At 64.3% G+C, this 25,671-nt stretch carries 36 protein-coding genes; 33 read left to right on the plus strand and 3 right to left on the minus strand.

Features of this window, described 5'->3' with window-relative positions:
* The first annotated feature begins 1 nt into the window (after position 1).
* Positions 2 to 844, plus strand: a complete 843-nt coding sequence (gene sseA, locus VF631_RS13875) for a 3-mercaptopyruvate sulfurtransferase (RefSeq protein ID WP_431850914.1) — start codon at positions 2 to 4, stop codon at positions 842 to 844.
* Positions 841 to 2,019 carry a cystathionine beta-lyase gene (gene metC, locus VF631_RS13880; protein ID WP_431850915.1) on the plus strand — a complete coding sequence of 393 codons (1,179 nt, stop codon included), beginning with the start codon at positions 841 to 843 and terminating at the stop codon, positions 2,017 to 2,019. Before sseA ends, metC begins: the two co-directional genes overlap by 4 nt.
* Here metC and VF631_RS13885 read toward each other — a convergent pair.
* Positions 2,007 to 2,372, minus strand: coding sequence for a hypothetical protein (locus VF631_RS13885; RefSeq protein ID WP_431850916.1), 366 nt, complete (start codon positions 2,370 to 2,372; stop codon positions 2,007 to 2,009). The genes metC and VF631_RS13885 overlap by 13 nt on opposite strands.
* 291 nt (positions 2,373 to 2,663) lie before the next feature.
* On the opposite strand from VF631_RS13885, the gene rpsL reads away from it, so the two are divergent.
* The 31 genes from rpsL to VF631_RS14040 all read left to right on the plus strand — a co-directional run bounded on the left by rpsL (position 2,664) and on the right by VF631_RS14040 (position 23,400).
* Entirely contained in the window at positions 2,664 to 3,035 is a 372-nt protein-coding gene (gene rpsL / locus VF631_RS13890) for a 30S ribosomal protein S12 (protein ID WP_056426693.1), read from the plus strand.
* Positions 3,036 to 3,083: 48 nt separating this feature from the next.
* A complete protein-coding gene (gene rpsG, locus VF631_RS13895) occupies positions 3,084 to 3,554 on the plus strand; it encodes a 30S ribosomal protein S7 (protein ID WP_431850917.1) in 471 nt (156 codons plus the stop codon).
* A gap of 65 nt (positions 3,555 to 3,619) precedes the next feature.
* Positions 3,620 to 5,716, plus strand: a complete 2,097-nt coding sequence (gene fusA, locus VF631_RS13900; protein ID WP_431850918.1) for an elongation factor G — start codon at positions 3,620 to 3,622, stop codon at positions 5,714 to 5,716.
* A gap of 43 nt (positions 5,717 to 5,759) precedes the next feature.
* Positions 5,760 to 6,950, plus strand: a complete 1,191-nt coding sequence (gene tuf / locus VF631_RS13905; protein WP_431850919.1) for an elongation factor Tu — start codon at positions 5,760 to 5,762, stop codon at positions 6,948 to 6,950.
* A gap of 155 nt (positions 6,951 to 7,105) precedes the next feature.
* Positions 7,106 to 7,417, plus strand: coding sequence for a 30S ribosomal protein S10 (gene rpsJ, locus VF631_RS13910; protein ID WP_028969184.1), 312 nt, complete (start codon positions 7,106 to 7,108; stop codon positions 7,415 to 7,417).
* A 193-nt stretch (positions 7,418 to 7,610) separates the two neighbouring features.
* Positions 7,611 to 8,480, plus strand: coding sequence for a 50S ribosomal protein L3 (rplC, locus tag VF631_RS13915; protein WP_431850953.1), 870 nt, complete (start codon positions 7,611 to 7,613; stop codon positions 8,478 to 8,480).
* 4 nt (positions 8,481 to 8,484) lie between these two features.
* The gene (rplD, locus tag VF631_RS13920) at positions 8,485 to 9,111 is read left to right on the plus strand and encodes a 50S ribosomal protein L4 (RefSeq protein WP_431850920.1); all 627 of its coding nucleotides are present in this window, start codon (positions 8,485 to 8,487) and stop codon (positions 9,109 to 9,111) included.
* A complete protein-coding gene (locus VF631_RS13925) occupies positions 9,104 to 9,448 on the plus strand; it encodes a 50S ribosomal protein L23 (protein WP_431850921.1) in 345 nt (114 codons plus the stop codon). Before rplD ends, VF631_RS13925 begins: the two co-directional genes overlap by 8 nt.
* A gap of 7 nt (positions 9,449 to 9,455) precedes the next feature.
* Positions 9,456 to 10,292 (plus strand): 50S ribosomal protein L2, encoded by an 837-nt coding sequence (rplB, locus tag VF631_RS13930; RefSeq protein WP_431850922.1) that lies wholly within the window; start codon positions 9,456 to 9,458, stop codon positions 10,290 to 10,292.
* A 2-nt stretch (positions 10,293 to 10,294) separates the two neighbouring features.
* Complete coding sequence (gene rpsS / locus VF631_RS13935; protein WP_431850923.1) at positions 10,295 to 10,570, plus strand: 30S ribosomal protein S19; 276 nt, start codon at positions 10,295 to 10,297, stop codon at positions 10,568 to 10,570.
* 3 nt (positions 10,571 to 10,573) lie between these two features.
* A complete protein-coding gene (rplV, locus tag VF631_RS13940) occupies positions 10,574 to 10,951 on the plus strand; it encodes a 50S ribosomal protein L22 (RefSeq protein WP_431850924.1) in 378 nt (125 codons plus the stop codon).
* 2 nt (positions 10,952 to 10,953) lie between these two features.
* Entirely contained in the window at positions 10,954 to 11,661 is a 708-nt protein-coding gene (rpsC, locus tag VF631_RS13945; RefSeq protein ID WP_431850925.1) for a 30S ribosomal protein S3, read from the plus strand.
* 23 nt (positions 11,662 to 11,684) lie between these two features.
* Positions 11,685 to 12,116 carry a 50S ribosomal protein L16 gene (gene rplP / locus VF631_RS13950; protein WP_431850926.1) on the plus strand — a complete coding sequence of 144 codons (432 nt, stop codon included), beginning with the start codon at positions 11,685 to 11,687 and terminating at the stop codon, positions 12,114 to 12,116.
* Between the two features lie 3 nt (positions 12,117 to 12,119).
* Positions 12,120 to 12,329 (plus strand): 50S ribosomal protein L29, encoded by a 210-nt coding sequence (gene rpmC / locus VF631_RS13955; RefSeq protein ID WP_431850927.1) that lies wholly within the window; start codon positions 12,120 to 12,122, stop codon positions 12,327 to 12,329.
* Positions 12,330 to 12,341: 12 nt separating this feature from the next.
* Positions 12,342 to 12,611: a 30S ribosomal protein S17 gene (gene rpsQ, locus VF631_RS13960; protein ID WP_431850928.1), complete on the plus strand. Its 270-nt coding sequence runs from the start codon at positions 12,342 to 12,344 to the stop codon at positions 12,609 to 12,611.
* 58 nt (positions 12,612 to 12,669) lie between these two features.
* Positions 12,670 to 13,038, plus strand: coding sequence for a 50S ribosomal protein L14 (gene rplN, locus VF631_RS13965; protein ID WP_431850929.1), 369 nt, complete (start codon positions 12,670 to 12,672; stop codon positions 13,036 to 13,038).
* Positions 13,038 to 13,358, plus strand: coding sequence for a 50S ribosomal protein L24 (rplX, locus tag VF631_RS13970; protein WP_431850930.1), 321 nt, complete (start codon positions 13,038 to 13,040; stop codon positions 13,356 to 13,358). The genes rplN and rplX overlap by 1 nt, the downstream gene beginning before the upstream one ends.
* Entirely contained in the window at positions 13,351 to 13,938 is a 588-nt protein-coding gene (gene rplE / locus VF631_RS13975; protein ID WP_431850931.1) for a 50S ribosomal protein L5, read from the plus strand. Before rplX ends, rplE begins: the two co-directional genes overlap by 8 nt.
* 42 nt (positions 13,939 to 13,980) lie before the next feature.
* Entirely contained in the window at positions 13,981 to 14,286 is a 306-nt protein-coding gene (rpsN, locus tag VF631_RS13980) for a 30S ribosomal protein S14 (protein ID WP_431850932.1), read from the plus strand.
* An 11-nt stretch (positions 14,287 to 14,297) separates the two neighbouring features.
* A complete protein-coding gene (gene rpsH, locus VF631_RS13985) occupies positions 14,298 to 14,693 on the plus strand; it encodes a 30S ribosomal protein S8 (RefSeq protein WP_431850933.1) in 396 nt (131 codons plus the stop codon).
* The gene (rplF, locus tag VF631_RS13990; RefSeq protein ID WP_431850934.1) at positions 14,693 to 15,226 is read left to right on the plus strand and encodes a 50S ribosomal protein L6; all 534 of its coding nucleotides are present in this window, start codon (positions 14,693 to 14,695) and stop codon (positions 15,224 to 15,226) included. Before rpsH ends, rplF begins: the two co-directional genes overlap by 1 nt.
* A gap of 3 nt (positions 15,227 to 15,229) precedes the next feature.
* Complete coding sequence (rplR, locus tag VF631_RS13995; protein ID WP_431850935.1) at positions 15,230 to 15,598, plus strand: 50S ribosomal protein L18; 369 nt, start codon at positions 15,230 to 15,232, stop codon at positions 15,596 to 15,598.
* On the plus strand, positions 15,599 to 16,324 hold the full coding sequence (gene rpsE / locus VF631_RS14000; protein WP_431850936.1) for a 30S ribosomal protein S5: 726 nt from the start codon (positions 15,599 to 15,601) through the stop codon (positions 16,322 to 16,324).
* Between the two features lie 5 nt (positions 16,325 to 16,329).
* The gene (gene rpmD / locus VF631_RS14005; RefSeq protein ID WP_431850937.1) at positions 16,330 to 16,506 is read left to right on the plus strand and encodes a 50S ribosomal protein L30; all 177 of its coding nucleotides are present in this window, start codon (positions 16,330 to 16,332) and stop codon (positions 16,504 to 16,506) included.
* Between the two features lie 46 nt (positions 16,507 to 16,552).
* Positions 16,553 to 17,086, plus strand: a complete 534-nt coding sequence (gene rplO, locus VF631_RS14010; protein ID WP_431850938.1) for a 50S ribosomal protein L15 — start codon at positions 16,553 to 16,555, stop codon at positions 17,084 to 17,086.
* A gap of 220 nt (positions 17,087 to 17,306) precedes the next feature.
* Complete coding sequence (gene secY / locus VF631_RS14015) at positions 17,307 to 18,674, plus strand: preprotein translocase subunit SecY (protein WP_431850939.1); 1,368 nt, start codon at positions 17,307 to 17,309, stop codon at positions 18,672 to 18,674.
* Positions 18,671 to 19,369 carry an adenylate kinase gene (locus VF631_RS14020; protein ID WP_431850940.1) on the plus strand — a complete coding sequence of 233 codons (699 nt, stop codon included), beginning with the start codon at positions 18,671 to 18,673 and terminating at the stop codon, positions 19,367 to 19,369. The genes secY and VF631_RS14020 overlap by 4 nt, the downstream gene beginning before the upstream one ends.
* Before the next feature lie 314 nt (positions 19,370 to 19,683).
* Positions 19,684 to 21,042: an NADP-specific glutamate dehydrogenase gene (gdhA, locus tag VF631_RS14025; RefSeq protein WP_431850941.1), complete on the plus strand. Its 1,359-nt coding sequence runs from the start codon at positions 19,684 to 19,686 to the stop codon at positions 21,040 to 21,042.
* A gap of 356 nt (positions 21,043 to 21,398) precedes the next feature.
* Positions 21,399 to 21,767: a 30S ribosomal protein S13 gene (gene rpsM / locus VF631_RS14030; RefSeq protein WP_431850942.1), complete on the plus strand. Its 369-nt coding sequence runs from the start codon at positions 21,399 to 21,401 to the stop codon at positions 21,765 to 21,767.
* An 84-nt stretch (positions 21,768 to 21,851) separates the two neighbouring features.
* A complete protein-coding gene (rpsK, locus tag VF631_RS14035) occupies positions 21,852 to 22,241 on the plus strand; it encodes a 30S ribosomal protein S11 (protein ID WP_431850943.1) in 390 nt (129 codons plus the stop codon).
* A gap of 88 nt (positions 22,242 to 22,329) precedes the next feature.
* Entirely contained in the window at positions 22,330 to 23,400 is a 1,071-nt protein-coding gene (locus tag VF631_RS14040) for a DNA-directed RNA polymerase subunit alpha (protein ID WP_431850944.1), read from the plus strand.
* Between the two features lie 257 nt (positions 23,401 to 23,657).
* Here the strand turns inward: VF631_RS14040 and VF631_RS14045 are convergent, their stop codons facing one another.
* Together VF631_RS14045 and VF631_RS14050 are read right to left on the minus strand one after the other, a co-directional pair.
* Positions 23,658 to 24,413, minus strand: coding sequence for a Crp/Fnr family transcriptional regulator (locus VF631_RS14045; RefSeq protein WP_431850945.1), 756 nt, complete (start codon positions 24,411 to 24,413; stop codon positions 23,658 to 23,660).
* Positions 24,414 to 24,596: 183 nt separating this feature from the next.
* Positions 24,597 to 25,430, minus strand: a complete 834-nt coding sequence (locus VF631_RS14050; protein WP_431850946.1) for a Crp/Fnr family transcriptional regulator — start codon at positions 25,428 to 25,430, stop codon at positions 24,597 to 24,599.
* Between the last annotated feature and the right edge of the window lie 241 nt (positions 25,431 to 25,671).

Consider the following 25,671-nt stretch of genomic DNA (forward strand, 5'->3'; position numbering starts at 1 on the left):
CATGGACTCTCTCGTCACGACCGACTGGCTAGCCAACGAGCTTGGCGCGCCCGATCTCGCCGTCGTCGATGCGACCAAGTTCCTGGACGGCACGGGCCGAGATCCCAAGGCCGAGTATGAGGACGGTCACATTCTGGGGGCGGTGTTTCTCGATCTCGACGAGCTTGCCGACAAGACACCCGGCGCGCCGCACAAGCTGCCTCCCGAGCACAAGTTCGCCAGCCGGATGCAAACGCTCGGTATTCGCGACGGCATGCGGATCGTGGTCTATGACAACAGCCCGCTGCGCAGCGCCACGCGCGCCTGGTGGCTGCTCAAGAGCTTCGCTGCGCATCACGTTTCGGTCCTGGATGGCGGGCTTGCCAAGTGGAAAGCCGAAGGGCGGCCGCTTGAGGCCGGCAGGCCACAGGTCCGGCATGGTCATTTCACTCCGATGCTCGACCCGGCGGCGCTAGTCGACAAGGCTGCCGTCCGGGCCATTGTCGAAGCCGGCGGGGAGCAACTGGTCGACGCGCGTTCGGCGGCTCGGTTCGCCGGTACGGACGGCGATCCGCGGCCCGGGATCGCAGCCGGGCACATACCCGGTTCGCGCAATCTGCCGCAGGGTCAGCTGTTCAGCGAGGACGGGACCTGGAAGCGAGGCGATGCGCTCCGGGCGGCGTTCGAGCAAGCGGGAGTCGATCTCGACCGGCCGATGGTGACGACCTGCGGGTCCGGCGTCACGGCCACCGCGCTGATCTTCGGGGCGCACCTGCTCGGCCGGGACGGTGTTCGGCTCTATGACGGCAGCTGGGCCGATTGGGGCTCCGATCCGGACACCCCAAAGGCGACGGGCCCGGCGTGAGCGGAGACGACGACCGGACGGATACCAAGCTCGTCACTGGCGGTCGCGGTCCGGAATGGACGGGCGGCATCGTCAACCCGCCGGTCTGGCGCGCCTCCACCATCCTGTTCGACAGCGTCGAGCAGATGCGCGCGGCATACCCGCCCGAAGACGGCCGCCTCCATTACGGCCGCAACGGCACGCCGACACAGTGGGCGCTCGCCGAGGCGCTGACCGAACTCGAGCCGGGCGCGGTCGGCACGCGGCTGTTTCCCTCCGGCGTGGCCGCGATCACGACGGCTTTGCTGACGACCCTGAAGACCGGCGACGAGCTGTTGATGGTGGACAGCGTCTACGCGCCCACCCGCGCCTTTTGCGACACGGTCCTACAGCGGATGGGGATCGCCACCCGCTATTACGATCCGCTGATTGGGGACGGCGTCGCCGCGATGATCGGGCCGGCCACCCGCGCAATCTTCATGGAAAGCCCCGGATCGCTCACCTTCGAAGTGCAGGATGTGCCCGGCATTTGCGCGGTCGCCCGCGAGCGCGGCATTGTGACCCTGCTCGACAATACCTGGGCGACGCCGCTTCTCTTCCCGGCGATCGCCGCGGGCGTCGATCTCTCGATCCTGGCCTGCACCAAATATGTGGTCGGCCATTCGGACGTGATGCTGGGCTCCGTCACGGCAACCGAGCCGTACTGGCGCGCCTTGTGCGAGACCAGCCGGATGCTCGGCCAGCATGCCAGCCCCGACGATTCCTGGCTCGCTCTTCGCGGCCTGCGCACGATGGGCGTTCGTCTTCGTCAGCATGAAGCGAGCGCCCTTCGCATCGCCCATTGGCTGGAGGAGCAGCCGCAGGTCGCGCAGGTGCTCCATCCCGCTTTGCCCGGCTGCCCGGGGCACGACCTCTGGCGACGTGACTTCAAGGGTGCCTCGGGCCTGTTCACCTTCGTTCTGAATGGGGGAGGGGAGGCGGAGCGGGCGCGCTTTGTCGACGGCCTTCGGCATTTCGGGATCGGCTATAGCTGGGGCGGCTTCGAAAGCCTCGCACTGCCGATCGACCCGGCCCGGGTCCGCACGGTCGGAGCGAGCCCGCAGAAAGGGCCAATGGTGCGGATCCAGATCGGGCTCGAAGATCCGCTCGATCTGATCGAGGACTTGGCTGCCGGCTTAGGCGACTACGGGCGCTGAACCGTGCGTCGCAGGTCGCGGATCGCGCTTTCCAGCTCGCGCGCCAGCTGGGCGGCCGCGGCGCGAGGCTGGCCGCGGTGCTTCTGGGCATGGAGCAGCGCCTCCACGGACGCAGCGGACCAGGTCGCGGTTTCCTGCGCCAGTGCATTGAACCGGCGCTGCATCACGGGAAGACTGCGCTCGTAGGCGGCGCTGATCCGGGCGGCCTCCTCAAGTGCGTCATAGCCTGAACCTGCGCCGCGCTTACCCTCGGCGATCTCCTCGACCAGGCCAAGCACGTGTCGCAAATGCGCGACCTGCCGTCCCGCCTCGATTGGCGGCGCGTCGGCGAGGAAGGTCGATTGGTGCGTCATCGACCGCGCACCCTATGGCGGCGGCGCTAAGGATTGGTTAGCGTCCGATTAGGCCAGCGAAGCGGCGGGCCCGGCCAGACAAGGACGTTGACCCGCATCGGTCGCGCGGTTATAGGCCGCCTCGCCCGGGGCTGGTGGTGGTTTTCACGCAAAGCCGATGCTGTTCCCGCCGCGGGCGAACCAGAGCTTGAACATTGCTGCACGTTGCATGGGCCTGGGGGGCCGTAAGGCCGCCGGGGCGTTTGTGCATTTTGCGTGTGGGCAGAGTAACTTGAAGGAAGTGAAGGCTTCATGCCGACGATCAACCAGCTGATCCGCAAGGGTCGCGAGCCGCAGAAGGCCAAGTCAAAGGTCCCTGCGATGGAGCAGAACCCGCAAAAGCGTGGCGTTTGCACCCGCGTCTATACGACGACCCCGAAGAAGCCGAACTCGGCGCTGAGGAAGGTGGCCAAGGTCCGCCTGACCAACCAGCGCGAAGTGATCAGCTACATCCCCGGCGAGGGCCACAACCTGCAGGAGCACTCGGTGGTGCTGATCCGCGGCGGCCGTGTGCGCGACCTTCCCGGCGTGCGCTACCACGTGCTGCGCGGCGTGCTCGACACCCAGGGCGTCAAGAACCGCAAGCAATCCCGCTCCAAATACGGCGCCAAGCGTCCGAAGTAAGCCGGTCGAGAATTCGACCAATATGGCTGAAGTTTAGAGGAAGAAACTATGTCTCGTCGTCGTCGCCCAGAGAAGCGCGAAATCCTCCCCGATCCGAAGTTCGGGGACATCACGCTGTCCAAGTTCATGAATTCGGTCATGCTGGACGGCAAGAAGTCGGTGGCCGAAGGCATCGTTTATGGCGCGTTCGAGACGATCCAGGCTCGCGCCAAGCGCGAGGCGCTGGGCGTGTTCCATGACGCGCTGAACAACGTGAAGCCCGGAATCGAGGTCCGCAGCCGCCGCGTCGGCGGCGCGACCTATCAGGTTCCGGTCGAGGTTCGCACGGAGCGTGCGCAGGCGCTCGCCATCCGTTGGCTGATCTCCGCGGCGCGCAACCGCTCGGAGAACACCATGGCGGCGCGCCTGTCGGGCGAGCTTATGGACGCGGCCAACAATCGCGGCAACGCGGTCAAGAAGCGGGAAGACACGCACCGCATGGCCGAAGCCAACCGCGCGTTCAGCCACTACCGCTGGTAAGAACCATACCTATATGTGGAGGGGCCGGTCATGCCGGCTCCCCACATCGCTAAGGAAAGACGATCATGGCCCGCAGCCATCCGCTCGAGCGTTACCGCAATATCGGCATCATGGCGCACATCGACGCCGGCAAGACGACGACCACCGAGCGCATCCTCTATTATACCGGCAAGTCCTACAAGATCGGCGAAGTGCACGAAGGCACGGCGACGATGGACTGGATGGAGCAGGAGCAGGAGCGCGGGATCACGATCACCAGCGCCGCGACGACCTGTTTCTGGAAGCCGGCAGAGGGCGAAGGCCCCGAGCACCGCATCAACATCATCGACACGCCGGGCCACGTCGACTTCACCATCGAAGTCGAGCGCAGCTTGCGCGTGCTCGACGGCGCGGTTGCCTGCTTCGACGGCGTCGCCGGCGTCGAGCCGCAGTCCGAGACGGTGTGGCGCCAGGCCGAGAAGTACAAAGTGCCGCGGATGTGCTTCGTCAACAAGCTCGACCGCACCGGCGCGAACTTCGACATGTGCGTCGGCATGATCAAGGATCGCCTGGGCGCGCGCCCGGCTGTCCTGTATCTCCCGATCGGCATCGAGAGCTCGTTCAAGGGCCTGGTCGACCTGGTCGAGAACCGCGCGATCATCTGGCTCGAGGAATCGCTCGGCGCCAAGTTCGAATATCGCGAGATCCCGGACGACCTGAAGGACGCCGCCGCGGCGGCCCGAATGGACCTGATCGAGATGGCCGTCGAGCAGGACGACGACATCATGGAAGCTTATCTTGGCGGCGAAGAGCCGGATGCGGCCACTCTCAAGAAGCTGATCCGCAAGGGCACGCTGAACTTCTCGTTCGTGCCGGTGCTGTGCGGTTCGGCGTTCAAGAACAAGGGCGTGCAGCCCCTGCTCGACGCGGTCGTCGACTATCTGCCGAGCCCGCTCGACATTCCGCCGGTCGAAGGCCTGAAGCTCGATGGCGTATCTACCGAGACGCGTCCGCCCGCGGACGACGCTCCGTTCTCCGCGCTGGCGTTCAAGATCATGAACGATCCGTTTGTGGGGACCCTGACCTTCGCCCGCATCTATTCGGGCAAGCTCGAGACCGCTTCTTCCGTGACCAATTCGGTCAAGGACAAGAAGGAAAAGGTCGGCCGCATGCTCTTGATGCACGCGAACGACCGCGAGGATATCCAGGTGGCCTATGCGGGCGACATCGTCGCGCTGGCCGGGCTCAAGGACACCACCACCGGGGATACGCTCTGCGCCGCCAACGCGCCGATCATCCTGGAGCGGATGGAATTTCCGGACCCGGTCATCGAGGTCGCGGTGGAGCCCAAGACCAAGGCCGACCAGGAGAAGATGGGCGTCGCGCTCAATCGTCTCGCCCGGGAGGATCCGTCGTTCCGCGTGTCTTCGGACAATGAGAGCGGCCAGACCATCATCAAGGGAATGGGCGAGCTCCACCTCGAGATCCTGGTCGATCGCATGAAGCGCGAGTTCAAGGTTGAGGCCAATGTCGGCGCGCCGCAGGTGGCGTATCGCGAGAGCTTGGCCAAGAAAGCGGACATCGACTACACCCACAAGAAGCAGTCGGGCGGCTCCGGCCAGTTCGGCCGCATCAAGTTCACGGTCGAGCCGGGCGAGCGCGGCCAGGGCGTGATCTTCAACGACGAGGTCAAGGGCGGAAATATTCCCAAGGAATATATCCCGTCCGTCGAGAAGGGCATTCGCGAGATTGCCGCGACCGGATCGCTGATTGGCTTCCCGATCATTGATTTCACGGCGACCCTCTATGACGGCGCCTACCATGACGTCGATTCCTCCGCGCTGGCATTCGAGATCACCGGTCGTGGCGGCATGCGCGAGGCGGCCCAGAAGGCCGGCATCAAGCTGCTCGAGCCGATCATGAAGGTCGAGGTGGTGACGCCCGAAGATTATCTCGGCGACGTGATCGGCGACATCAACAGCCGGCGCGGGCAGATCCAGGGCACCGACAGCCGTGGCAACGCGCAAGTTGTCGAGGCAATGGTGCCGCTTGCCAATATGTTCGGCTACGTTAATGAGCTGCGTTCCTTCTCGCAGGGCCGCGCTCAGTACACCATGCAATTCTCTCATTACGAGGAAGTGCCTGCGAACGTCGCCGAAGAGGTGAAAGCCAAGCTCGCCTGAGCGCGAAATCGAAGTTTCTGATCTAAAGACGAGGACAATCACAATGGCGAAAGCTAAATTCCAGCGGACCAAGCCGCACTGCAACATCGGAACCATCGGTCACGTCGATCATGGCAAGACGTCGCTGACGGCGGCGATCACCAAGATCCTTGCCGAAACCGGCGGCGCCACCTTCACCAGCTACGACAATATCGACAAGGCGCCGGAAGAGCGCGAGCGCGGCATCACCATCTCGACGGCCCACGTCGAGTATGAGACCGAAGCTCGCCACTACGCCCACGTCGATTGCCCGGGCCACGCCGATTATGTGAAGAACATGATCACCGGCGCCGCGCAGATGGATGGCGCGATCCTGGTCGTGTCGGCCGCCGACGGCCCGATGCCGCAGACCAAGGAGCACATCCTGCTCGCCAAGCAGGTCGGTGTGCCGACCATGGTGGTCTTCCTCAACAAGGTCGATCAGGTCGACGATCCCGAGCTGCTCGAGCTGGTCGAGCTTGAAATCCGCGAAGAGCTTTCCAAGCGCGATTTCGACGGTGACAATATCCCGATCATCTCGGGTTCGGCGCTCGCCGCGCTCGAGGACAGCAATCCGGAGACGGGTCGCCAGGCGATCCTCAACCTGATGAAGGCGGTCGACGACTGGATTCCGCAGCCGGAGCGTCCGCTCGACAAGCCGTTCCTGATGCCGATCGAGGACGTGTTCTCGATCTCGGGCCGCGGCACCGTCGTCACCGGCCGCGTCGAGACCGGCGTCGTCAAGGTTGGTGAGGAAGTCGAGATCGTCGGCATCAAGGACACCAAGAAGACGGTCGTGACCGGCGTCGAGATGTTCCGCAAGCTGCTCGACCAGGGTCAGGCCGGCGACAATATCGGTGCCCTCATCCGCGGCGTCGGTCGTGAGGAAGTCGAGCGCGGGCAGGTCCTGTGCAAGCCGGGCTCGATCAAGCCGCACACCGACTTCCAGGCCGAAGTCTACGTCCTCTCCAAGGACGAGGGCGGACGTCACACGCCGTTCTTCGCCAACTACCGTCCGCAATTCTACTTCCGCACGACCGACGTGACGGGCGAAGTGGTGTTGCCGGAAGGCACCGAGATGGTGATGCCCGGCGACAACGTCACACTCGGCGTCAAGCTGATCGCTCCGATCGCGATGGATCAGGGCCTGCGCTTCGCGATCCGCGAAGGCGGCCGGACCGTCGGCGCAGGGGTTGTCGGCACGATCACGAAGTAATATAGGGCGCGGGCCGCGCAGCTCCTCAGGGATTCGCGCGGCCCGCTCTTAAGTTCATGAGTATTGGCCGTCCGGGGCCGCAAGGCTCCGGGTGTCTCTTGTTGTTTGGTGAGTACCCCAAAGGGGTTGGCTCTTTCGCATCGGTGTAGTGGTATATGGAAACGCAGAATATCCGGATTCGCCTGAAGGCGTTCGACCATCGTGTGCTGGATCAGGCCACGGGCGACATCGCCGACACCGCTCGTCGCACGGGTGCTCTCATTCGTGGCCCCATTCCGCTGCCGACGCGCATCGAGAAGTTCACCGTCAACCGTAGCCCCCACGTCGACAAGAAATCGCGCGAGCAGTTCGAGGTGCGCACCTACAAGCGGCTGCTGGACATTGTTCAGCCAACGCCGCAAACGGTTGACGCGCTGATGAAGCTCGATCTTGCAGCGGGTGTAGACGTCGAGATCAAACTGGCCTAAGGGCCTTGGCGACGCGCATGGAAATCGTGCGCCGAGCCAATCCAAACCGGGATACCGCAGGAGCAACGCTCCTGGCTCTGCGTCCCCGCCGTTCCGTCACAGACGGAGCACGAGCCCAGGCGGGGCGCGCTAACTATTTGGGCTTGCACGCCCCTCGGGATGTCTGGGGGGCCTCTGTATAAGGAGCATGGTCATGCGCACCGGCGTGATCGCGAAGAAAATGGGGATGACCCGCTTGTTCCAGGAGGACGGCCGCCACGTGCCGGTCACCGTCCTGGCGCTCGAGAATGTTCAGGTCGTCGCCCGCCGCGAGGCGGACAATGACGGCTACACCGCCGTCCAGCTGGGCGCCGGATCGGCCAAGGCCAAGAATCTGAGCAAGCCCGAGCGCGGCCATTTCGGCAAGGCGCAGGTCGAGCCCAAGGCGCGTGTCGCCGAATTCCGCGTCTCTGAAGACGCGTTGCTTGATGTCGGCGCGGAAATTTCCGCCGATCATTATGTCGCCGGCCAGATCGTCGACATCCAGGGTGTCACCCAGGGTAAGGGTTTCCAGGGCGGCATGAAGCGCTGGGGCTTCGGCGGCTTGCGCGCCACCCACGGCGTTTCGGTTTCGCACCGCTCGCTCGGTTCGACGGGGCAACGTCAAGATCCCGGCAAGGTCTTCAAGAACAAGAAGATGGCCGGCCACATGGGCGCCAAGAACCGCACTCAGCAGAATCTTGAGATCGTTCGCACCGACGCGGCCCGTGGCCTCTTGTTCGTGAAGGGTTCGGTGCCCGGCTCCAAGGGTGGCTGGCTGCTGGTCAAGGACGCGGTCAAGATTGCTCGTCCCGAAACTGCGCCTTACCCGGCCGGCATCAAGGAAATCGCCCGCGAGATCGAGAGCGAGGTTACTCCCGCCGGAATGGTCGAGGACGCCGCGGTCCACGAACTCCCTGTGGGTCCAAGCGCCGCCGAGGTTGCCGCGATCGCCGCTGAGCAGGAAGCCGGCGTCGTGCCTGCCGCCGATGAGGCGCAGCCGATCGAGGCCACCCCGACCGACAGCGACAGCAAGGAAGGCTGAGCACATGAAGGTCCAAGTTCAATCGCTCGGCGAAGGCCAGGGCGGCGAGATCGAGCTCAACGACGCCGTGTTCGGCGTCGAGCCTCGCGCCGACATCCTCCACCGGGTCGTCACCTGGCAGCTCGAGAAGCGCCGCGGCACGGCCCGCGGAGCCCGCGAGCGGTCCGATGTCGCCCGTACCGGCAAGAAGTTCGGTCGTCAGAAGGGCGGCGGCACGGCTCGTCACGGCGACCGCCGCGCACCGATCTTCGTCGGCGGCGGCAAGGCGCATGGTCCTCGTGTTCGCGACTTCAATCCGTCGCTGAACAAGAAGGTTCGCGCGCTCGGCCTCAAGATGGCGCTGTCGACCAAGGCGCAGGGCGGACAGCTGATCGTGATGGAAAATCTCGATCTGACCGAAGCCAAGACCAAGTCGCTCAAGGAGCAGCTCGGCCGCCTCAATCTCGGCCGCAAGGCCCTGGTGATCGACGGCGATGCGCTCAGCGTCGGCTTCGCGATGGCCTCGTCCAACCTGCGCGAGATCGATCTCCTGCCGGCGGTCGGCGCCAATGTTTACGATATTCTCAAGGCGGACACGCTGGTGCTGACCCGCGCGGCCGTCGAGAAGCTGGAGGCGCGGTTCAATGGCTAGGTTCTTCGGACGCAAGAAGGACGCGGACGCTCCCAAGCAGGCCGCGATCAGCATCAATCATTATGACGTGATCGTCGCTCCGCACATTACGGAGAAGACCACCCTGCTTTCCGAGCACAACGCGGTCGTCTTCAAGGTGGCCCAGAGCGCGTCCAAGCCGCAGATCAAGGCGGCAGTGGAAGCCCTGTTCGGCGTTAATGTGCTGGGCGTGAACACGCTGACGCAAAAGGGCAAGTCGAAGCGCTGGAAGGGTCGCCCCTACACGCGCTCGGACATGAAGAAGGCGATCGTGACGCTGGCCGAAGGTCAGTCGATCGACGTCACCACCGGTATCTGAGGCTCCCATGGCACTCAAGACATACAATCCGACGACCTCGTCGCAGCGCGGCCTGATCCTGGTCGACAAGTCGGCGCTCTGGAAGGGCAAGCCCGTCAAGGCGCTGACCGAAGGCCTGCGCAAAACCGGCGGCCGCAACAACAAGGGCCATGTGACCAGCCGCGGCATTGCGGGCGGACACAAGCAGAAGTACCGCCATGTCGACTTCAAGCGTCGCAAGTGGGACATGCCGGCCACCGTCGAGCGGCTGGAATATGATCCCAACCGCACCGCGTTCATCGCGCTCGTCAACTACGAGGATGGCGAGCAGGCTTATATCATCGCGCCGCAGCGGCTCGCGCCGGGCGACACCATCGTTGCCGGCCGCAAGACCGACGTAAAGCCCGGCAATGCGATGGAGCTCGGCCAGATGCCGGTCGGCACCATCGTTCACAATGTCGAGATGAAGCCGGGCAAGGGCGGCCAGATCGCTCGCTCGGCCGGGACTTACGTCCAGGTCGTCGGCCGCGATCGCGGCATGGTAATCGTGCGCATGAATTCGGGCGAGCAGCGTTACCTGCGCGCCGATTGCATGGGTTCGGTGGGCGCGGTGTCGAACCCGGACAACCAGAACCAGAACTTCGCCAAGGCGGGTCGTACCCGGTGGATGGGCCGCCGTCCGCTCACCCGCGGCGTCGCCAAGAACCCGGTCGATCACCCGCACGGCGGCGGCGAAGGCCGCACTTCGGGCGGCCGTCACCCGGTCACTCCGTGGGGCAAGCCGACCAAGGGCGCCCGCACCCGTCACAACAAGGCGACGGACAAGATGATCATCCGTTCGCGTCACGCGAAGAAGAAGAGGTAAAGATGGCCCGCTCCGTCTGGAAAGGACCGTTCGTCGAACTGTCCCTGCTGAAAAAGGCAGAAACCGCGCAGGACGCTGGCGGCCGTGCGCCGATCAAGACCTGGTCGCGCCGCTCCACCATCTTGCCGCAGTTCGTCGGCCTGACGTTCAACGTCTACAATGGCCGCAAGTTCGTGCCGGTGTCGGTGAACGAGGACATGGTGGGCATGAAGCTCGGCGAGTTCGCGCCGACCCGCTACTTCCCGGGCCACGCCGCCGACAAGAAGGGCAAGAGGTAAGCCATGGGCAAGGAAAAGAGCCCCCGCAAGGTCGCCGACAACGAAGCGTTGTCGGTCGGCACCACGATCCGCGGTTCGGCCCAGAAGCTGAACCTGGTCGCGGCGATGATCCGGGGCAAGAAGGCCGAGGAAGCGCTGAACATCCTGCGCTTCTCGCCCAAGGCGATGGCCATCGATGTCCGCAAGGTGCTCGCCTCGGCGATCGCCAATGCGGAGAACAACCACAATCTCGACGTCGACGCGCTCGTCGTCGCCGAAGCGTCGGTGGGCAAGTCGATCTCGATGAAGCGCTTCGCGAGCCGCGCCCGCGGCCGTTCGAGCCGGATCGTCAAACCGTTCAGCCGCGTGCGCATCGTCGTTCGCGAAAGCCAGGAAGCTTAATCATGGGTCAGAAGAGCAATCCGATCGGTCTGCGCCTGCAGATCAACCGGACCTGGGACAGCCGCTGGTACGCCGAGGGGGACTCCTACTCGCGCCTGCTGCTGGAGGATTTGAAGATCCGCCAGTTCATCATGAAGGAGTTGCCGCAGGCGGCGATCTCCAAGGTCGTGATCGAGCGTCCGGCCAAGCTGTGCCGCGTCAGCATCTATGCCGCGCGCCCCGGTGTGATCATCGGCAAGAAGGGCGCGGACATCGAGAAGCTGCGCAAGAAGATCGGCACGATGACCTCGTCCGACGTGTCACTTAACATCGTCGAGATCCGCAAGCCCGAGATCGACGCCAGGTTGGTAGCGCAGGGCATCGCCGATCAGCTCGAGCGCCGGATCGCGTTTCGCCGTGCCATGAAGCGCGCCGTGCAGTCGGCGATGCGGCTTGGCGCCGACGGTATCCGCGTCGCCTGCGGCGGCCGCCTCGGCGGCGCCGAGATCGCGCGCAGCGAAATGTATCGCGAGGGCCGGGTGCCGCTGCACACGCTGCGCGGCAATGTCGATTATGCCGAGGCGCAGGCCCACACCGCCTATGGCGTTTGCGGCGTCAAGGTCTGGATCTTCAAGGGCGAGATTCTCGGCCACGATCCGATGGCTCAGGATCGACTGATGATGGAAGCGCAAACGTCGGGTGTTCGCCCGGCGCGCGACGATCGTCGATAACCGGCGCCGCTAAGGAATAAGAAATGCTGCAACCGAAACGCACCAAGTTCCGCAAGGCCTTCAAGGGTCGCATCCATGGCGACGCCAAGGGTGGCACCGCGCTCAACTTCGGCTCCTATGGCCTCAAGGCGATGGAGCCGGAGCGGATCACCGCGCGCCAGATCGAGGCGGCCCGCCGCGCGATCACCCGCCACATTCGTCGTCAGGGCCGGCTCTGGATCCGCATCTTCCCGGACGTGCCGGTCTCGTCCAAGCCGGCCGAAGTCCGCATGGGCTCGGGCAAGGGCTCGCCCGAATTCTGGGTCGCCCGCGTCAAGCCAGGCCGGATCCTGTTCGAGCTGGACGGCGTTCCCGGCCCGCTCGCCAAGGTCGCTTTCGAGCGCGCGATGGAGAAGCTGCCGATCAAGACCAAGGTGGTTGCCCGTCTCGGCGAGAGCCTGGTCGGAGAGGAATAAGAGATGGCCAAGATTGCAGATCTGACCGCCCGGTCCGACGATCAGCTCCAGGAGCAGCTCGGCGAATTGAAGCGTGAGCAGTTCAACCTGCGCTTTCAGGCGGCGACCAACCAGCTTGAGAAGCCCAGCCGCGTTCGCGAGGTGCGCCGCACCATCGCGCAGATCAAGACGCTCCAAACCCAGCGCGCCAATGGCGCGCGGTCGAACGCGTAAGGAGTAGACGAGATGCCAAAGCGCGTTCTCACCGGCACGGTCGTGTCGGACAAGACCGACAAGACGGTCGTGGTGAAGGTCGAACGGCGGGTGAAGCACCCGATGTACGGCAAGATCATCCGGCTATCGAAGAAGTACCACGCCCATGACGAGGGCAACGAGTTCAAGGAAGGCGAGACCGTCCGCATCGAGGAGACGCGGCCGATGTCGAAGCTCAAGAACTGGCGCGTGATCGAGCGGGTGAACACCCATGCAACCCCGGCCAAGCAAGACGTCGCCTGAGCGTAGTTGAAGCTGATCGCCGGGACGTCCCGGTTGAAGTGAGAAGGAAAACGGATCGATGATCCAGATGCAGTCTAACCTGGACGTCGCTGACAATAGCGGCGCCAAGCGCGTTCAGTGCATCAAGGTGCTGGGCGGCTCCAAGCGGCGCTTTGCCGGCGTCGGCGATGTGATCGTCGTGTCGATCAAGGAAGCCGCACCGCGCGGACGCGTCAAGAAAGGCGACGTTCACAAGGCGGTCATCGTCCGCACGGCAAAGGATATCCACCGTGCCGACGGTTCGACGATCCGCTTCGATTCGAACGCCGCCGTGCTGGTCAACAACAACCAGGAGCCGATCGGGACCCGCATCTTCGGGCCGGTCGTCCGCGAACTGCGCGCGAAGAAGCATATGAAGATCATTTCGCTCGCCCCCGAGGTGCTGTGATGGCTGCTGCGAAGATCAAGAAGGGTGACCGCGTCGTGGTCCTGTCCGGCAAGGACAAGGGCAAGCATGGCGAAGTCACCAAGTCGATGCCGAAGGACAGCAAGGTCGTCGTAGCCGGCGTCAATGTCATCACGCGCCATCGCAAGCCGAGCCAGACCAACCCGCAAGGTGGTCTGGAAAAGTCGGAAGCGCCGCTGCACGTGTCCAAGGTGGCGCTCGAAGATCCGAAGACCGGCCGCCCGACGCGCGTCCGCTTCGAGGTTCGGGACGGAAAGAAGGTCCGCGTCGCTGCGCGGTCCGGGGAGCTGATCAATGGCTGAGGCCACAAATTACATACCGCGCCTGAAGCGCGATTATGACGAGCGCATCGCGGCCGCGATGACGGAGAAGTTCAGTTATGGGAACCGGCTCGAAGTGCCGCGGCTGGAAAAGATCGTCATCAACATGGGCGTCGGCGAGGCGACCCAGGACAAGAAGAAGGTCGATACGGCGGCTTCGGAGATGGAGCTGATCGCGGGCCAGAAGCCGGTGATCACTAAGGCGAAGAAGTCGATCGCCCAGTTCAAGCTGCGCGAAGGCATGCCGATCGGCGTCAAAGTGACGCTGCGCCGGGAGCGGATGTATGAGTTCCTGGACCGTCTGATCACCGTAGCGCTGCCGCGCGTCCGCGATTTCCGGGGTCTCAACCCCAAGTCGTTCGATGGGCGCGGCAATTATGCGATGGGCCTGAAAGAGCAGATCATCTTCCCAGAGATCAGCTACGACCGCATCGACAAGGTGCGCGGCATGGACATCATCGTCACCACCACCGCGAAGACGGATGAGGAAGCGCGCGAGCTGCTGCGCCTCTTCAACTTCCCGTTCCCGCGCACCGAAGAAGATCAGAAGCAGGCGGCCTGAGGCCCCCTTGCGTCTAGGCAGAGAGAAGAGAGCTTAAGTCCAATGGCGAAACTGAGTTCCATCAACAAGAATGAGCGTCGCAAGAAGCTGGTGAAGAAGTATTCCGGCCAGTACGCGAAGCTGAAGGCGATCGCGGACGACGAGTCCAAGGACGACACCGAGCGTCTGATCGCGCGCCTCAAGATGGCCGAGATCCCGCGCAACGCGAACCCGACCCGGGTGCGCAACCGCTGCGGCCTCACCGGCCGTCCGCGCGCGAACTATCGCAAATTCGGACTTTCACGCATCATGATCCGCGAATTGGGCAATCAAGGCCTGATCCCCGGTCTGACGAAGTCGAGCTGGTAAGGGCACAAGATATGCCGATGACCGATCCACTGGGTGATATGCTCACCCGCATCCGCAATGGCCAGCAGGCCCGCAAGGACAGCGTGGTGACTCCCGCGTCCAAGCTGCGGGTCCGTGTGCTCGACGTGCTTCAGCGCGAGGGCTATATCCGCGGCTATGTCGAGGAAGAGCTCGGGCCGGCCAAGGGCCTGCGCATCGAGCTGAAATATTTCGAGGGCCAGCCTGCGATCCAGCACCTGTCCCGCGTGTCCAAGCCGGGCCGCCGCGTCTATTCGGGCAGCCAGGAGTTGCCGCGCGTGCGCAACGGCCTTGGCATCACCATCGTGTCGACGCCTCGCGGCGTTCTGTCCGACGCCGAGGCGCGCGAGCAGAATGTCGGCGGCGAAGTGCTGGCGGAGGTATTCTGATGTCACGCATTGGTAAGCGCCCGGTTGAGATGCCGGCAGGTGTCACGGCCACGACCGAGGGCTCGACGCTCTCGGTGAAGGGTCCGAAAGGCACGCTCAGCCTGCAGATGCGGGAAGAGATTCGCTACGACATCGCGGATGGAAGCATTTCGGTGCAGCCGGCCAACGACAGCCAGAAGGCGCGTTCCTTCTGGGGCATGCAGCGCACCCTCGTGCAGAACCTGGTGACCGGAGTCACCGACGGCTTCACCAAGACGCTCGAGATCACGGGCGTGGGCTACCGCGCCGCGATGCAGGGCAAGAATTTGCGCCTGCAGCTCGGCTACAGCCATGACGTCAATGTCGAAGTTCCTGCCGATCTCACCGTCGCCACGCCGGATCCCACGACAATCGTGATTTCCGGCTCGGATTATCAGCGGGTCGGTCAGCTCGCCGCCGAGATTCGCCAGTGGCGCAAGCCGGAGCCCTACAAGGGCAAGGGCATCAAATATCGCGGCGAGTTCATCTTCCGCAAAGAAGGCAAGAAGAAGTAAGCCATGGCGAGACTCACTCTTTTCCAACGGCGCCGCCAGCGCGTCCGTACCGCGCTCCGTCAGCGGGCCGGCACCAGGCCTCGCCTGTCCGTGCACCGCTCGGGCAAGCACATCTATGCGCAGGTCATCGACGATGCCGCGGGCCGCACCGTGGCCTCGGCTTCGACGATCGACAAGGACGTCAAGGGTCAGGACGGGGCGAAGGCGAGCGGCGCCAACGTCTCCTCGGCCCAGGATGTCGGCCGGCGTGTCGCCGAGCGGGCCAGGGCCGCGGGCGTGACCCAGGTTGTTTTCGATCGTGGCGGGTTCCTGTTCCACGGTCGCGTCAAGGCGCTGGCGGATGCGGCGCGCGAAGGCGGATTGGAGTTTTAAATGGCTGACGAACAGATTCAGGGCGCCCAGGTCCAGGACGGGCCGACCCAGGAGGCTCAAACCCCCGAGCAGCCGACCGAGGTCCGCCGCGAGCGCGGCGCCCGCGGCGGGCGTGGCCGTGACAATCGTGGCGGCGGCAATCGCGGCGGCCGGCGCGACGATCGCGGCCGTGGACGTGGCGGCGACGATGATGGCGGCGAGGAGCTGATCGAGAAGCTCGTCCACATCAACCGCGTGTCCAAGACGGTGAAGGGCGGCAAGCGCTTCGGTTTCGCCGCTCTGGTCGTGGTCGGCGACGGCAAGGGCCGGGTCGGCTTCGGCCATGGCAAGGCGCGCGAAGTGCCCGAGGCGATCTCCAAGGCGACCGCGGCCGCCAAGAAGGCGATGGTTCGCGTGCCGCTGCGCGAGGGCCGCACGCTGCACCATGACGGCGCGGGTCATTTCGGCGCGGGCCGGGTCTATGTCCGCTCGGCGCCGTCCGGCACCGGCATCATCGCCGGCGGCCCGATGCGTGCCATCTTCGAGAGCCTGGGCGTCGCCGACGTGGTCACCAAATCGGTCGGCACGTCCAACCCGTACAACATGATCCGCGCGACCTTCGAGGCGCTCGGCGAGCAGACCAGCCCGAAGTCGGTCGCGCAACGCCGCGGCAAGAAGATTGCCGACTTGCTCGGCCGCGGCGGCGCGCAAGCCCCCGAGGCTGAGGCCGCGGCGGTTGTGGAGTAAGCGACATGACCATGATCAAGATCACGCAGACCGGATCCCCGATCCGGCGTACCCCCGATCAGAGGAAGACGCTGATCGGCCTTGGCCTCAACAAGATGCACCGCACGGTCGAGCTGACGGACACCCCCGAGGTCCGCGGCATGATCCGCAAGGTGCAGCATATGGTGTCGGTGGCGGAGTAACTTCCCCCACCACAGCGCGACAATAGCGAAAGCGAGTGCAACGACAATGAAACTCAACGATCTTCGTGACAACAAGGGCGCCCGCAAGAGCCGCGTCCGCGTCGGCCGTGGCATCGGCTCCGGGCTCGGCAAGACTGCCGGCCGCGGGCAGAAGGGCCAGACCAGCCGCTCCGGCGTCTCCATCTTCGGCTTCGAAGGCGGCCAGATGCCGCTCCACATGCGGCTGCCGAAGCGCGGCTTCAACAACATCTTCGCCAAGGATTATGCCCAGGTGAACCTGGGCGCGATCCAGAAGCTCGTCGATGCCGGCACGCTCGCCACCGACGGCGTCATCGATCATGCCGCCTTGAAAGCCGTTGGCCTCGCCCGTGGCGGCAAGGACGGGGTTCGGCTGCTCGGAAAAGGCGCCGTCACCACTGCGCTCCGCTTCAACGTCGCCGGCGTTTCCGCCGGTGCGCGCTCGGCGGTGGAAGCGGCCGGTGGCTCGGTCGAAGTGATCCACGTGGTTCCCGCGGCCGAGAAGGCAGCCGCCAAGAAGGGCAAGGTCCGCGCCGAGCGGCTTGCCGCACGTAAGGCCTGAACCTGCAAAGGACGTGTCGGGGCGGCTGACAAGACGCTTCGTTGCACTATATAGCGCACTCTACCCGCTCATCCTGAGGAGGGACTGAGCTTGGCGAAGGCCCATCTCGAAGGACCGGCACGGTGCGTCCTTCGAGACGCCGCATCGACAAGCTCAGCGGCTCCTCGGGATGAGCGGGCTGGAGAAACAAGCTCCCGGACATTCTGAGGTCTACCCGAACATGGCATCCGCAGCCGAACAGATGGCCGCCAACATCAGCCTGGCGAACTTCACCAAGGCGACCGACCTCAAGAAGCGGCTGTGGTTCACGATCGGAGCGCTGATCGTCTTCCGGCTGCTCTCCTATGTGCCGCTGCCCGGCATCGATCCGCGCGCGCTGAACAGCCTTTTCGAGACGACCCGCGGGGGCGTGCTCGATTTCTTCAACATGTTCTCGGGCGGAAGCCTGGAGCGGATGAGCCTGATCGCGCTCGGCGTGATGCCCTACATCACCGCCTCGATCGTGGTGCAGCTCGCCACCTCGATGTCGCCGACTTTGGCCGCGCTCAAGAAAGAGGGCGAAAGCGGGCGCAAGAAGATCAATCGATATACGCGCTACGGCACCGTCTTCCTGTGCGCGATCCAGGGCTATTTCATCGCAGTCGGGCTGGAAGGCTGGGGCGCGCGCGAAGGCGCTTCGGCGGTGATCGATCCGGGCATGATGTTCCGCATCACCACGGTGATCAGCCTGGTCGGCGGCACGATGTTCCTGATGTGGCTGGGTGAGCAGATCACCAGCCGCGGCATCGGCAACGGCGTGTCGCTGATCATCATGGCCGGCATCGTCGCGCAGCTGCCGACGGCTATCGCGCAGGCGTTCGAGGGCGGGCGCACCGGCACCTTGTCGCCGGTCGTGATCCTCGGCGTGCTGGGCCTAGCCGCCGTGCTGATCCTGTTCATCTGCTTCATGGAGCGCGCACAGCGCCGCGTCCTGATTCAGTATCCCAAGCGCCAGACGGCGCGCGGCGGCATGCAGGCCGAACGCTCGCACCTGCCGCTCAAGATCAACACGTCGGGCGTGATCCCGCCGATCTTCGCCTCCTCGCTGCTGCTGATGCCGCTCACCATCGCTCAGTTCGCGGGCAATCGCGCTCAGGGGGAGAGCGCCTGGGGCGATACTTTGATCACCATCACCGCCGCGCTCCAGCACGGCGCGCCGCTCTACATGCTGCTCTACGCAGCGGGGATCATCTTCTTCTGCTTCTTTTACACCGCCGTGGTGTTCAATCCGGAGGAGACCGCCGACAATCTGAAGCGCTACGGCGGCTTCATCCCGGGCATCCGCCCCGGCAAGCGGACCGAGGAGTATCTGGACTACGTCCTCACCCGCATCACCGTGGTCGGCGCGGCCTATCTGACGGTGATCTGCCTGGTGCCCGAGTTCCTGATCGCGCGGGCGGGCATTCCCTTCTATCTTGGGGGCACGTCGCTGCTGATCGTCGTCAACGTCACGATGGATACGGTGACGCAGATTCAAAGCCACTTGATCGCCCACCAATATGGCGACCTCATCAAGAAGGCGAAGCTGAAGGGCGGGCGGGCCCGGTGAGCACGGCGCCGGCCGCAGGGACGGGCAAGCCGTCGGCGAGGCCGCTCAACATCATCCTGCTCGGACCTCCGGGCGCGGGCAAGGGGACCCAGGCCGGCCGGCTCGTCGCCGAGCGCGGCATGGTCCAGCTCTCGACCGGCGACATGCTGCGCGCCGCCGTCAAGGCCGGCACCGAGATCGGCCGCATGGCCGACGAGATCATGAAGGCCGGCAAGCTCTTCCCCGATGATCTCATGTCCGAGATTCTAGGCCATCGCCTTGACGAGCCCGATACCGCGAACGGCGTCATCTTCGACGGTTACCCCCGCACCCACACCCAGGCGGAATCGCTGGACCGGCTGCTGGGCGAGCGCGGCCGCTCGCTCGATCACGTCATCGAACTGTCTGTCGACGAGGAGGCTCTCGTCGAGCGGATCACCGGTCGCTTCTCCTGTTCCAGGTGCGGCGAGGGCTATCACGATCTTAACAAGCTCCCGAAGCTCGAGGGCCTGTGCGATGTCTGCGGCAACGATCAGTTCAAGCGCCGAGCCGACGACAATGCCGAAGCCGTCCGCACCCGGCTCGCCGAATATCGCGCCAAGACGGCCCCGATCCTGCCCGGCTACGAGGCGCGAGGGATCGTCCAGCGCGTGGACGGCATGGCCCCGATCGAACAGGTCGAACAAGCGATCGAGGTCATTCTCGACGGCCGCTAGTCGTCGCTCCTGAGCGTAATCCCGGCCGACGCGGACACGGCCGAAGCGGTCAACGGGGAGGCCTGCTCCTATGTCCTTGAAGACAGAGGAGAAGGCCTGAGCAGTTGCGCTGGCCCGGGCTGAGTAGCGGGCCGAGCATCTCAAAGTAAACTCCGGCTCATCGACCAAGCTGACGGAGCGCGCGACCAAAGCTCCGGCCCTGATCTTTACAGACGTGGCCCCGCCTGGAACTGTGCTATGCAAGCGGGTGTAAGACTCCGGAGCGGAGTCGCGACCGGGGTCAACTATCAATCCAGGCAGGGGGAGCTACCAATATGGCATTGTCCGATCACGTGGATCTGAGCGGCTTTATCGAGGGGGTGAAGCGCCGCAATCCGGGCCAGCCGGAGTTCGTCCAGGCGGTCCAAGAAGTAGCCGAGGACATCTTCGACTTCATCGAGGACAAGGAGCAGTATCACCGCTGGCAGATCCTGCGCCGCATCGCCGAGCCTGATCGTGTGGTCTCCTTCCGTGTCGTCTGGCAGGACGACAACAACAACATTCGCGTGCAGCGCGGCTGGCGCGTCCAGAACAACAACGCGATCGGCCCGTACAAGGGCGGTATCCGCTTTCACCCGACCGTCACCGAGTCGGTGCTGAAGTTCCTCGCCTTCGAGCAGACCTTCAAGAACGCCTTGACCGGCCTGCCGATGGGCGGCGGTAAAGGCGGCGCGAACTTCAACCCGAAGGGCAAGAGCGACTCCGAAGTGATGCGCTTCTGCCAGAGCTTCATGACCGAGCTTTACCGCCACATCGGCGCCGACACGGACGTTCCGGCCGGTGACATCGGGGTCGGCGGGCGCGAGATCGGCTATATGTTCGGCCAGTATAAGCGCATCACGGGCGAGTTCACTGGCGTGCTGACCGGCAAGGGCCTGGAATATGGCGGCTCGCTGATCCGCACCGAGGCGACCGGCTATGGCGCCGTCTACTTCCTGCAGAACATGCTCACTCACCTCGGCAACTCAGTGGAGGGCAAGACGGCCGTGATCTCCGGCTCCGGGAACGTTGCGACGCACGCGGCCGAGAAGATCCTGCAGCTCGGCGGCAAGGTGCTCACCTTGTCGGACTCCGAAGGTTTCGTCCACGATCCGGACGGCATCACCCAGGAGAAGGTCGATTGGGTCAAGACCCACAAGACCAAGCGCCGCGGCCGCATCGCGGAATATGCGCAGGAGTTCACCGGCGCGACCTTCCACGCCGGCCAGCGTCCGTGGGTGGTGCCCTGCGACATCGCGCTGCCCTGCGCGACGCAGAACGAGCTGAACGGCCAGGAAGCCGAGTTGCTGGTGAAGAACGGCTGCATGGCCGTCTCCGAAGGCGCCAACATGCCGACCGACCTCGACGGTGTGCACGTCTTCAAGAAGGCGCAGATCCTCTACGCCCCGGGCAAGGCCGCCAATGCCGGCGGCGTCGCCGTTTCCGGCCTCGAGATGAGCCAGAATTCGGCGCGCATCTCCTGGAAGGAAGCGGAGCTCCAGCAACTGCTCAAGGACATCATGCACGGCATTCATGAGCGCTGCGCCGAATATGGCGGGCGCGCCGGCACCAATCACATCGATTATGTCCGCGGCGCCAATATCGCCGGGTTCAAGAAGGTCGCGGACGCGATGCTGGCTTACGGGGTGGTGTAAGATGTTTCCCCTCCCCATTGCGGGGAGGGGTAGGGGAGGGCGTGGCGCTGCGACGCAGCGCCACGCGCCTATGGCGCGTACCCCTTCCAAGCTTCGCTAAGCGACTTCGTCGCGGAGCTGCGCTATCCTTCCCCCGCAAGGGGGGAGGGCCGCCGTACCGCGAAAGCAGACACTCCCCACCGCTTGACAGCCTCAACTCACCTCCTTATCTCGCCCTCATCCCGTTCACCGGCATCCGGCCGCGCATGTCGTGCGCGCGTCGGCTATGCTTGTTTGGACGGGCCCTCAAAGCGCTGAGATGGGGCGGTGACCGAAAGGTCTGCCATCCGCCCTGTGGAGCAGGAGACAGAGACCAGATGGCACGTATCGCGGGCGTAAACATCCCGACCAACAAGCGCGTCGAAATCGCGCTGACCTACATCCACGGCATTGGACGAACCAAGGCCAGGGAACTGACCGCCAAACTCGGCATCACGCCGGAGCGCCGCGTGCAGGACCTGACCGACCAGGAAGTGCTGCACATCCGCGAGTCGATCGATGCCGACTACACGGTCGAGGGCGACCTTCGCCGTCAGGTGGCGATGAACATCAAGCGGTTGATGGACCTGGCTTCCTATCGCGGCCTCCGTCATCGCAAGGGCCTCCCGGTCCGCGGTCAGCGCACGCACACCAATGCGCGCACCCGCAAGGGCAAGGCCAAGCCGATCGCCGGCAAGAAGAAGTAAGTTCGTCCTTCGAGACGCGACTTCGCCAAGCTCAGCCGCTCCTTAGGATGAGCGGTTTTCTGGATCAGGTAGGATACGAACCAAATGGCACGTGAACCACAGCGCGTTAAGCGGCGCGAGCGGAAGAATATCTCGGCCGGCGTCGCGCATGTGAACGCCAGCTTCAACAACACGATGATTACCATCACGGACGCGCAGGGCAATGCGATCGCCTGGTCTTCGGCTGGCATGATGGGCTTCAAGGGATCGCGCAAGTCGACTCCCTATGCCGCCCAGGTCGCCGCTGAGGATGCGGGCAAGAAGGCTGCCGAGCACGGCGTCCGCACGCTCGAGGTGGAGGTCAAGGGACCAGGTTCCGGCCGCGAGAGCGCGCTCCGTGCGCTGCAGGCGGTCGGCTTCCAGATCACGTCGATCCGCGACGTGACCCCGATCCCGCACAATGGCGTGCGGCCTTCGAAGCGCCGGCGCGTCTGACGAAAGTTTTCGTCCTTTGGGGACGTGAACTTTTCGAACTTTATGAATGCGGCGGGGCAAGCTTCCCCGCCAATGGCAAGGGAACATCATGGCCGTCAACGCAAAGAACTGGCAGGAAATGAAGAAGCCCAACGCGCTCGAGAAGCGCACCGGGGGCGCCGATGCGCGCCGCAAGGCGACGTTCGTCGCCGAGCCGCTGGAGCGCGGCTTCGGCCTCACGCTCGGCAATTCGCTGCGCCGCGTGCTGCTGTCCAGCCTTCAGGGTGCTGCGGTGACCTCGATGCGGATCGAAGGCGTGCTGCATGAATTCTCGAGTCTTGCCGGCGTCCGCGAGGACGTCACCGACATCGTGCTCAACGTCAAGCAGATCGCGCTGCGCATGGAAGGCGATCAGCCCAAGCGTTTGCAATTGTCGGCGACCGGCCCGGGCGAAGTCACCGCCGGCCAGATTGCGACCACGGGCGACATCGAGGTGATGAACTCGAACCTGGTCATCTGCCACTTGGACGAAGGCGCGACGCTCAACATGGAGCTGACCGCCGAAGCCGGTAAGGGCTATGTGCCGGCCGCAGCCAACCGTCCGGCCGACGCCCCGATCGGCCTGGTGCCGGTCGATGCGCTCTACTCGCCGGTGCGCCAGGTCAGCTACAAGGTCGAGAATACCCGCGTCGGGCAGGAACTCGATTACGACAAGCTCACGCTGACGGTCGAGACGGACGGCACGATCACGCCGGACGACGCGCTCGCCTATGCCGCGCGGATCCTCCAGGACCAGCTCCAGCTGTTCGTGCACTTCGACGAAGGCATGGTCACCACCCACGTGCCGATGAGCGGCGGCGGGATGACGCTGAGCCCGATCGAGACGGAAAGCGACGCCAACCAGCTCAATCGCTACCTCCTCAAGAAGGTCGACGAGCTCGAGCTCAGCGTGCGCAGCGCCAACTGCCTCAAGAACGACAACATCATCTACATCGGCGATCTCGTCCAGAAGACGGAAGCCGAGATGCTGCGTACGCCCAACTTCGGCCGCAAGAGCTTGAACGAGATCAAGGAAGTGCTGTCCTCGATGGGCCTGCGCCTCGGCATGGACATCCCCGGCTGGCCGCCAGAGAATATCGAGGAAATGGCCAAGAAGCTGGAGCAGGAGTTACTCGGATAAAAGTGGTACTCTTATCCGGTTCAAGGAAAAGAGGGCCGTCCCGCTTGGGGCGGCCTTTTTCTTTACTTACCTTGCGTCAACCCGGACTTGATCCGGGCCTGGGCTGTTCTTGCTGAGGCGGACATGGAGCGGGCGGGATGGTCGATATACACTCCTGACCGTCAATCGTGCTACTCACAACGACCCGGCATCGAGCCTCAACCCCTGCCAGCATCGATCTAGCGCTAGCAGAGGCGGAAAGCGGAGGTGCCCGCTTCCTATTGCAGGACGCTCGATTCGTCCCGCAGGTGCAGATACCCGTCCGTAAAGCCGGCTACGTCCTCCATCCGCTTCCAGTCCGAGATGGCGACGAACTTCTTGGCCCTTGCGATAAGACCACGGTTTTCGAGGTCCATCAGCGTGCGGTTCACATGCACGGCGGTAAGGCCGGTCGCGTCCGCCAGCTGCTCCTGCGTCATCGGCATCTCGTAGCTGAGCCGGTCCCCCAGTTCGATCGCCTCCAGCTTCAGGCCGAATTCGCACAGGAGATGCGCGATCCGCGATGCTGCATCGCGGCGGGCGATGTTGGCGATCCACTCCCGGAAGATGGAGGCGTCCACGAGCGTGTCATACCACATCGCCATGCCGACGGCGGGAACGTCGAAGGCGATCTGCCGGATCGCTTCACGCGGGATGAACGCGGCGGTTACCCTGGTGAGCGTCTGGACGCTGTGATCGGCCGTTCCCAGGAGCGAGTTCTGCAGATCGACCATATCGCCCTTCATGTGAATGGCGTTGATCGAGCGGGAACCGTCCACCAGCACCTTGTGGCGGAACGCAAACCCTTCCAGCAGCAGGCAAGAATAAGACGGCCGGTCGCCCTCCCGGACGATGTACTTGTGGGGAAGTAGCTCCTCCACCTTGTGCGGGAGCGCGAGGATGGCTTCCTGCGCCGCGTCGTCGAGAGGGCCCCAAAGCTGGAGCTTCTTCACCAGTGGTGAAAGAGTGCGTTCCGGCTGCACGGTGACTTGCATTGCGCTCTCCTGATCGGCGGGAGCGCAACAAGGTCTCTCAGTTGCGGGACGCCATGAAAGCCAGCAATGCCTTCTGTCTAACCCATCCTTAGCCAGTCCGCTCACACATAGGTTCTGCCCATGTTGATTAACTAGCTCGGCCGGCAGAGCCCGCTTGGGGTGGGAGCGGACATTGAGTGCAAATTAGGCGTCCGATCGCCCAAACACCGATTTCACCTTGCCCGCTACGTCGTGCAGGAGCCCGCGGGGAGATGCCGAGACGAGGTCCCCCGCCCGCTGCGACACCTCCGGGTCCCGGCGCTCCGTCCTGATGAGGTGGAGATAGGTGCTGTCGTACTTGGCAGCCCGCTGCAGCCCTTTCGGGTCGAGAACCGTCAACACCTTGCCGGTGAGTTCGATCAGGCCATCGCTGCGGAGTTGCTGGAGCATCCGGTTGACGTGAACCGGAGTCATCCCGGTCGCATCCGCAAGCTCCTCCTGAGTCAGCAGGAAGGGGAAGCTGTTGTCCGTCGTCTCGCCGATGACGCGGTATCGGATCAGCATCTCGCACATGAGGTGCGCGATCCGCTCAAATGAATCGCGGCTCCCATGGTCGACGATCCACTCGCGCAGGATCGCCGAGTCGCTCATCGTGCCCCACCACAATGCCCGGGTGAGCTTGGTGGACTCGGTCAGCAATCCTTCGATGATCTTCGCCGGAATGAGCACGCAGGTCGTGTCGGTGAGGGCTGTGATGTCGTGGTCCATGCCTTCGAGAATGAACACCTCCACGTCGCACAGGTCGCCGGGAACGAGGAAAGCCATGAACTGACGGTCCCCGTTGCGAAGCGTCTTGGAGCGGGCGGCAAGGCCGGTGAGGACGAGATGGATGTCGTCCACCTTCTCGCCCTCTCGAATGATCGTCTTCCCGCGGGCGTAAGTTTCGGTGGGATAGCTGAGGAGCTGATCCAGCCGCTGCCGCTCCTCGGGGTCGAAGCTCGTGAACTGCTCCAGCTTCATCGTAAGTGGATTGGCCACGTCTGATCCTTGCTAATCCGCCGGAACGCATCAAATCGCGGTTTGAGTCTGCCCCACCACTCGAGTGTCCGCAATGGCCGCAAGCGGAGGTTCGTGATGCTCGGGACGCACCGCGAGCCCGCCGCGAGCCTTATCCGACCGGCCCGGGAACGCCCGGGTGCGGAAAGCCGTTATGGCCAGGTCCCGACAGCAGAGACGTTGATGGGCCGCGCGTGCCAAGCAGCGCAGCTCCATGTCGCCC

It is taken from the genome of Allosphingosinicella sp., assembly GCF_036387615.1.
Classification (GTDB): Bacteria; Pseudomonadota; Alphaproteobacteria; order Sphingomonadales; family Sphingomonadaceae; genus Allosphingosinicella.

Coding starts and splice junctions, on each gene's coding strand:
- VF631_RS14045 (WP_431850945.1), bottom strand. CDS start 24,413: ATGCAAGTCACCGTGCAGCCGGAACGCACTCTTTCACCACTGGTGAAG.
- rpsK (WP_431850943.1), top strand. CDS start 21,852: ATGGCACGTGAACCACAGCGCGTTAAGCGGCGCGAGCGGAAGAATATC.
- VF631_RS13885 (WP_431850916.1), bottom strand. CDS start 2,372: ATGACGCACCAATCGACCTTCCTCGCCGACGCGCCGCCAATCGAGGCG.
- rplC (WP_431850953.1), top strand. CDS start 7,611: ATGCGCACCGGCGTGATCGCGAAGAAAATGGGGATGACCCGCTTGTTC.
- VF631_RS13925 (WP_431850921.1), top strand. CDS start 9,104: ATGGCTAGGTTCTTCGGACGCAAGAAGGACGCGGACGCTCCCAAGCAG.
- gdhA (WP_431850941.1), top strand. CDS start 19,684: ATGGCATTGTCCGATCACGTGGATCTGAGCGGCTTTATCGAGGGGGTG.
- tuf (WP_431850919.1), top strand. CDS start 5,760: ATGGCGAAAGCTAAATTCCAGCGGACCAAGCCGCACTGCAACATCGGA.
- fusA (WP_431850918.1), top strand. CDS start 3,620: ATGGCCCGCAGCCATCCGCTCGAGCGTTACCGCAATATCGGCATCATG.
- VF631_RS14040 (WP_431850944.1), top strand. CDS start 22,330: ATGGCCGTCAACGCAAAGAACTGGCAGGAAATGAAGAAGCCCAACGCG.
- rplN (WP_431850929.1), top strand. CDS start 12,670: ATGATCCAGATGCAGTCTAACCTGGACGTCGCTGACAATAGCGGCGCC.
- rplV (WP_431850924.1), top strand. CDS start 10,574: ATGGGCAAGGAAAAGAGCCCCCGCAAGGTCGCCGACAACGAAGCGTTG.
- rplD (WP_431850920.1), top strand. CDS start 8,485: ATGAAGGTCCAAGTTCAATCGCTCGGCGAAGGCCAGGGCGGCGAGATC.
- sseA (WP_431850914.1), top strand. CDS start 2: ATGGACTCTCTCGTCACGACCGACTGGCTAGCCAACGAGCTTGGCGCG.
- rplO (WP_431850938.1), top strand. CDS start 16,553: ATGAAACTCAACGATCTTCGTGACAACAAGGGCGCCCGCAAGAGCCGC.
- rplR (WP_431850935.1), top strand. CDS start 15,230: ATGGCGAGACTCACTCTTTTCCAACGGCGCCGCCAGCGCGTCCGTACC.
- rpsS (WP_431850923.1), top strand. CDS start 10,295: ATGGCCCGCTCCGTCTGGAAAGGACCGTTCGTCGAACTGTCCCTGCTG.
- rpsG (WP_431850917.1), top strand. CDS start 3,084: ATGTCTCGTCGTCGTCGCCCAGAGAAGCGCGAAATCCTCCCCGATCCG.
- rplE (WP_431850931.1), top strand. CDS start 13,351: ATGGCTGAGGCCACAAATTACATACCGCGCCTGAAGCGCGATTATGAC.
- rpmC (WP_431850927.1), top strand. CDS start 12,120: ATGGCCAAGATTGCAGATCTGACCGCCCGGTCCGACGATCAGCTCCAG.
- rplB (WP_431850922.1), top strand. CDS start 9,456: ATGGCACTCAAGACATACAATCCGACGACCTCGTCGCAGCGCGGCCTG.
- rpsH (WP_431850933.1), top strand. CDS start 14,298: ATGCCGATGACCGATCCACTGGGTGATATGCTCACCCGCATCCGCAAT.
- rpsJ (WP_028969184.1), top strand. CDS start 7,106: ATGGAAACGCAGAATATCCGGATTCGCCTGAAGGCGTTCGACCATCGT.
- rpsC (WP_431850925.1), top strand. CDS start 10,954: ATGGGTCAGAAGAGCAATCCGATCGGTCTGCGCCTGCAGATCAACCGG.
- rplP (WP_431850926.1), top strand. CDS start 11,685: ATGCTGCAACCGAAACGCACCAAGTTCCGCAAGGCCTTCAAGGGTCGC.
- rpsM (WP_431850942.1), top strand. CDS start 21,399: ATGGCACGTATCGCGGGCGTAAACATCCCGACCAACAAGCGCGTCGAA.
- rpsQ (WP_431850928.1), top strand. CDS start 12,342: ATGCCAAAGCGCGTTCTCACCGGCACGGTCGTGTCGGACAAGACCGAC.
- rpsN (WP_431850932.1), top strand. CDS start 13,981: ATGGCGAAACTGAGTTCCATCAACAAGAATGAGCGTCGCAAGAAGCTG.
- rpsE (WP_431850936.1), top strand. CDS start 15,599: ATGGCTGACGAACAGATTCAGGGCGCCCAGGTCCAGGACGGGCCGACC.
- rplX (WP_431850930.1), top strand. CDS start 13,038: ATGGCTGCTGCGAAGATCAAGAAGGGTGACCGCGTCGTGGTCCTGTCC.
- secY (WP_431850939.1), top strand. CDS start 17,307: ATGGCATCCGCAGCCGAACAGATGGCCGCCAACATCAGCCTGGCGAAC.
- rpsL (WP_056426693.1), top strand. CDS start 2,664: ATGCCGACGATCAACCAGCTGATCCGCAAGGGTCGCGAGCCGCAGAAG.
- rpmD (WP_431850937.1), top strand. CDS start 16,330: ATGACCATGATCAAGATCACGCAGACCGGATCCCCGATCCGGCGTACC.
- rplF (WP_431850934.1), top strand. CDS start 14,693: ATGTCACGCATTGGTAAGCGCCCGGTTGAGATGCCGGCAGGTGTCACG.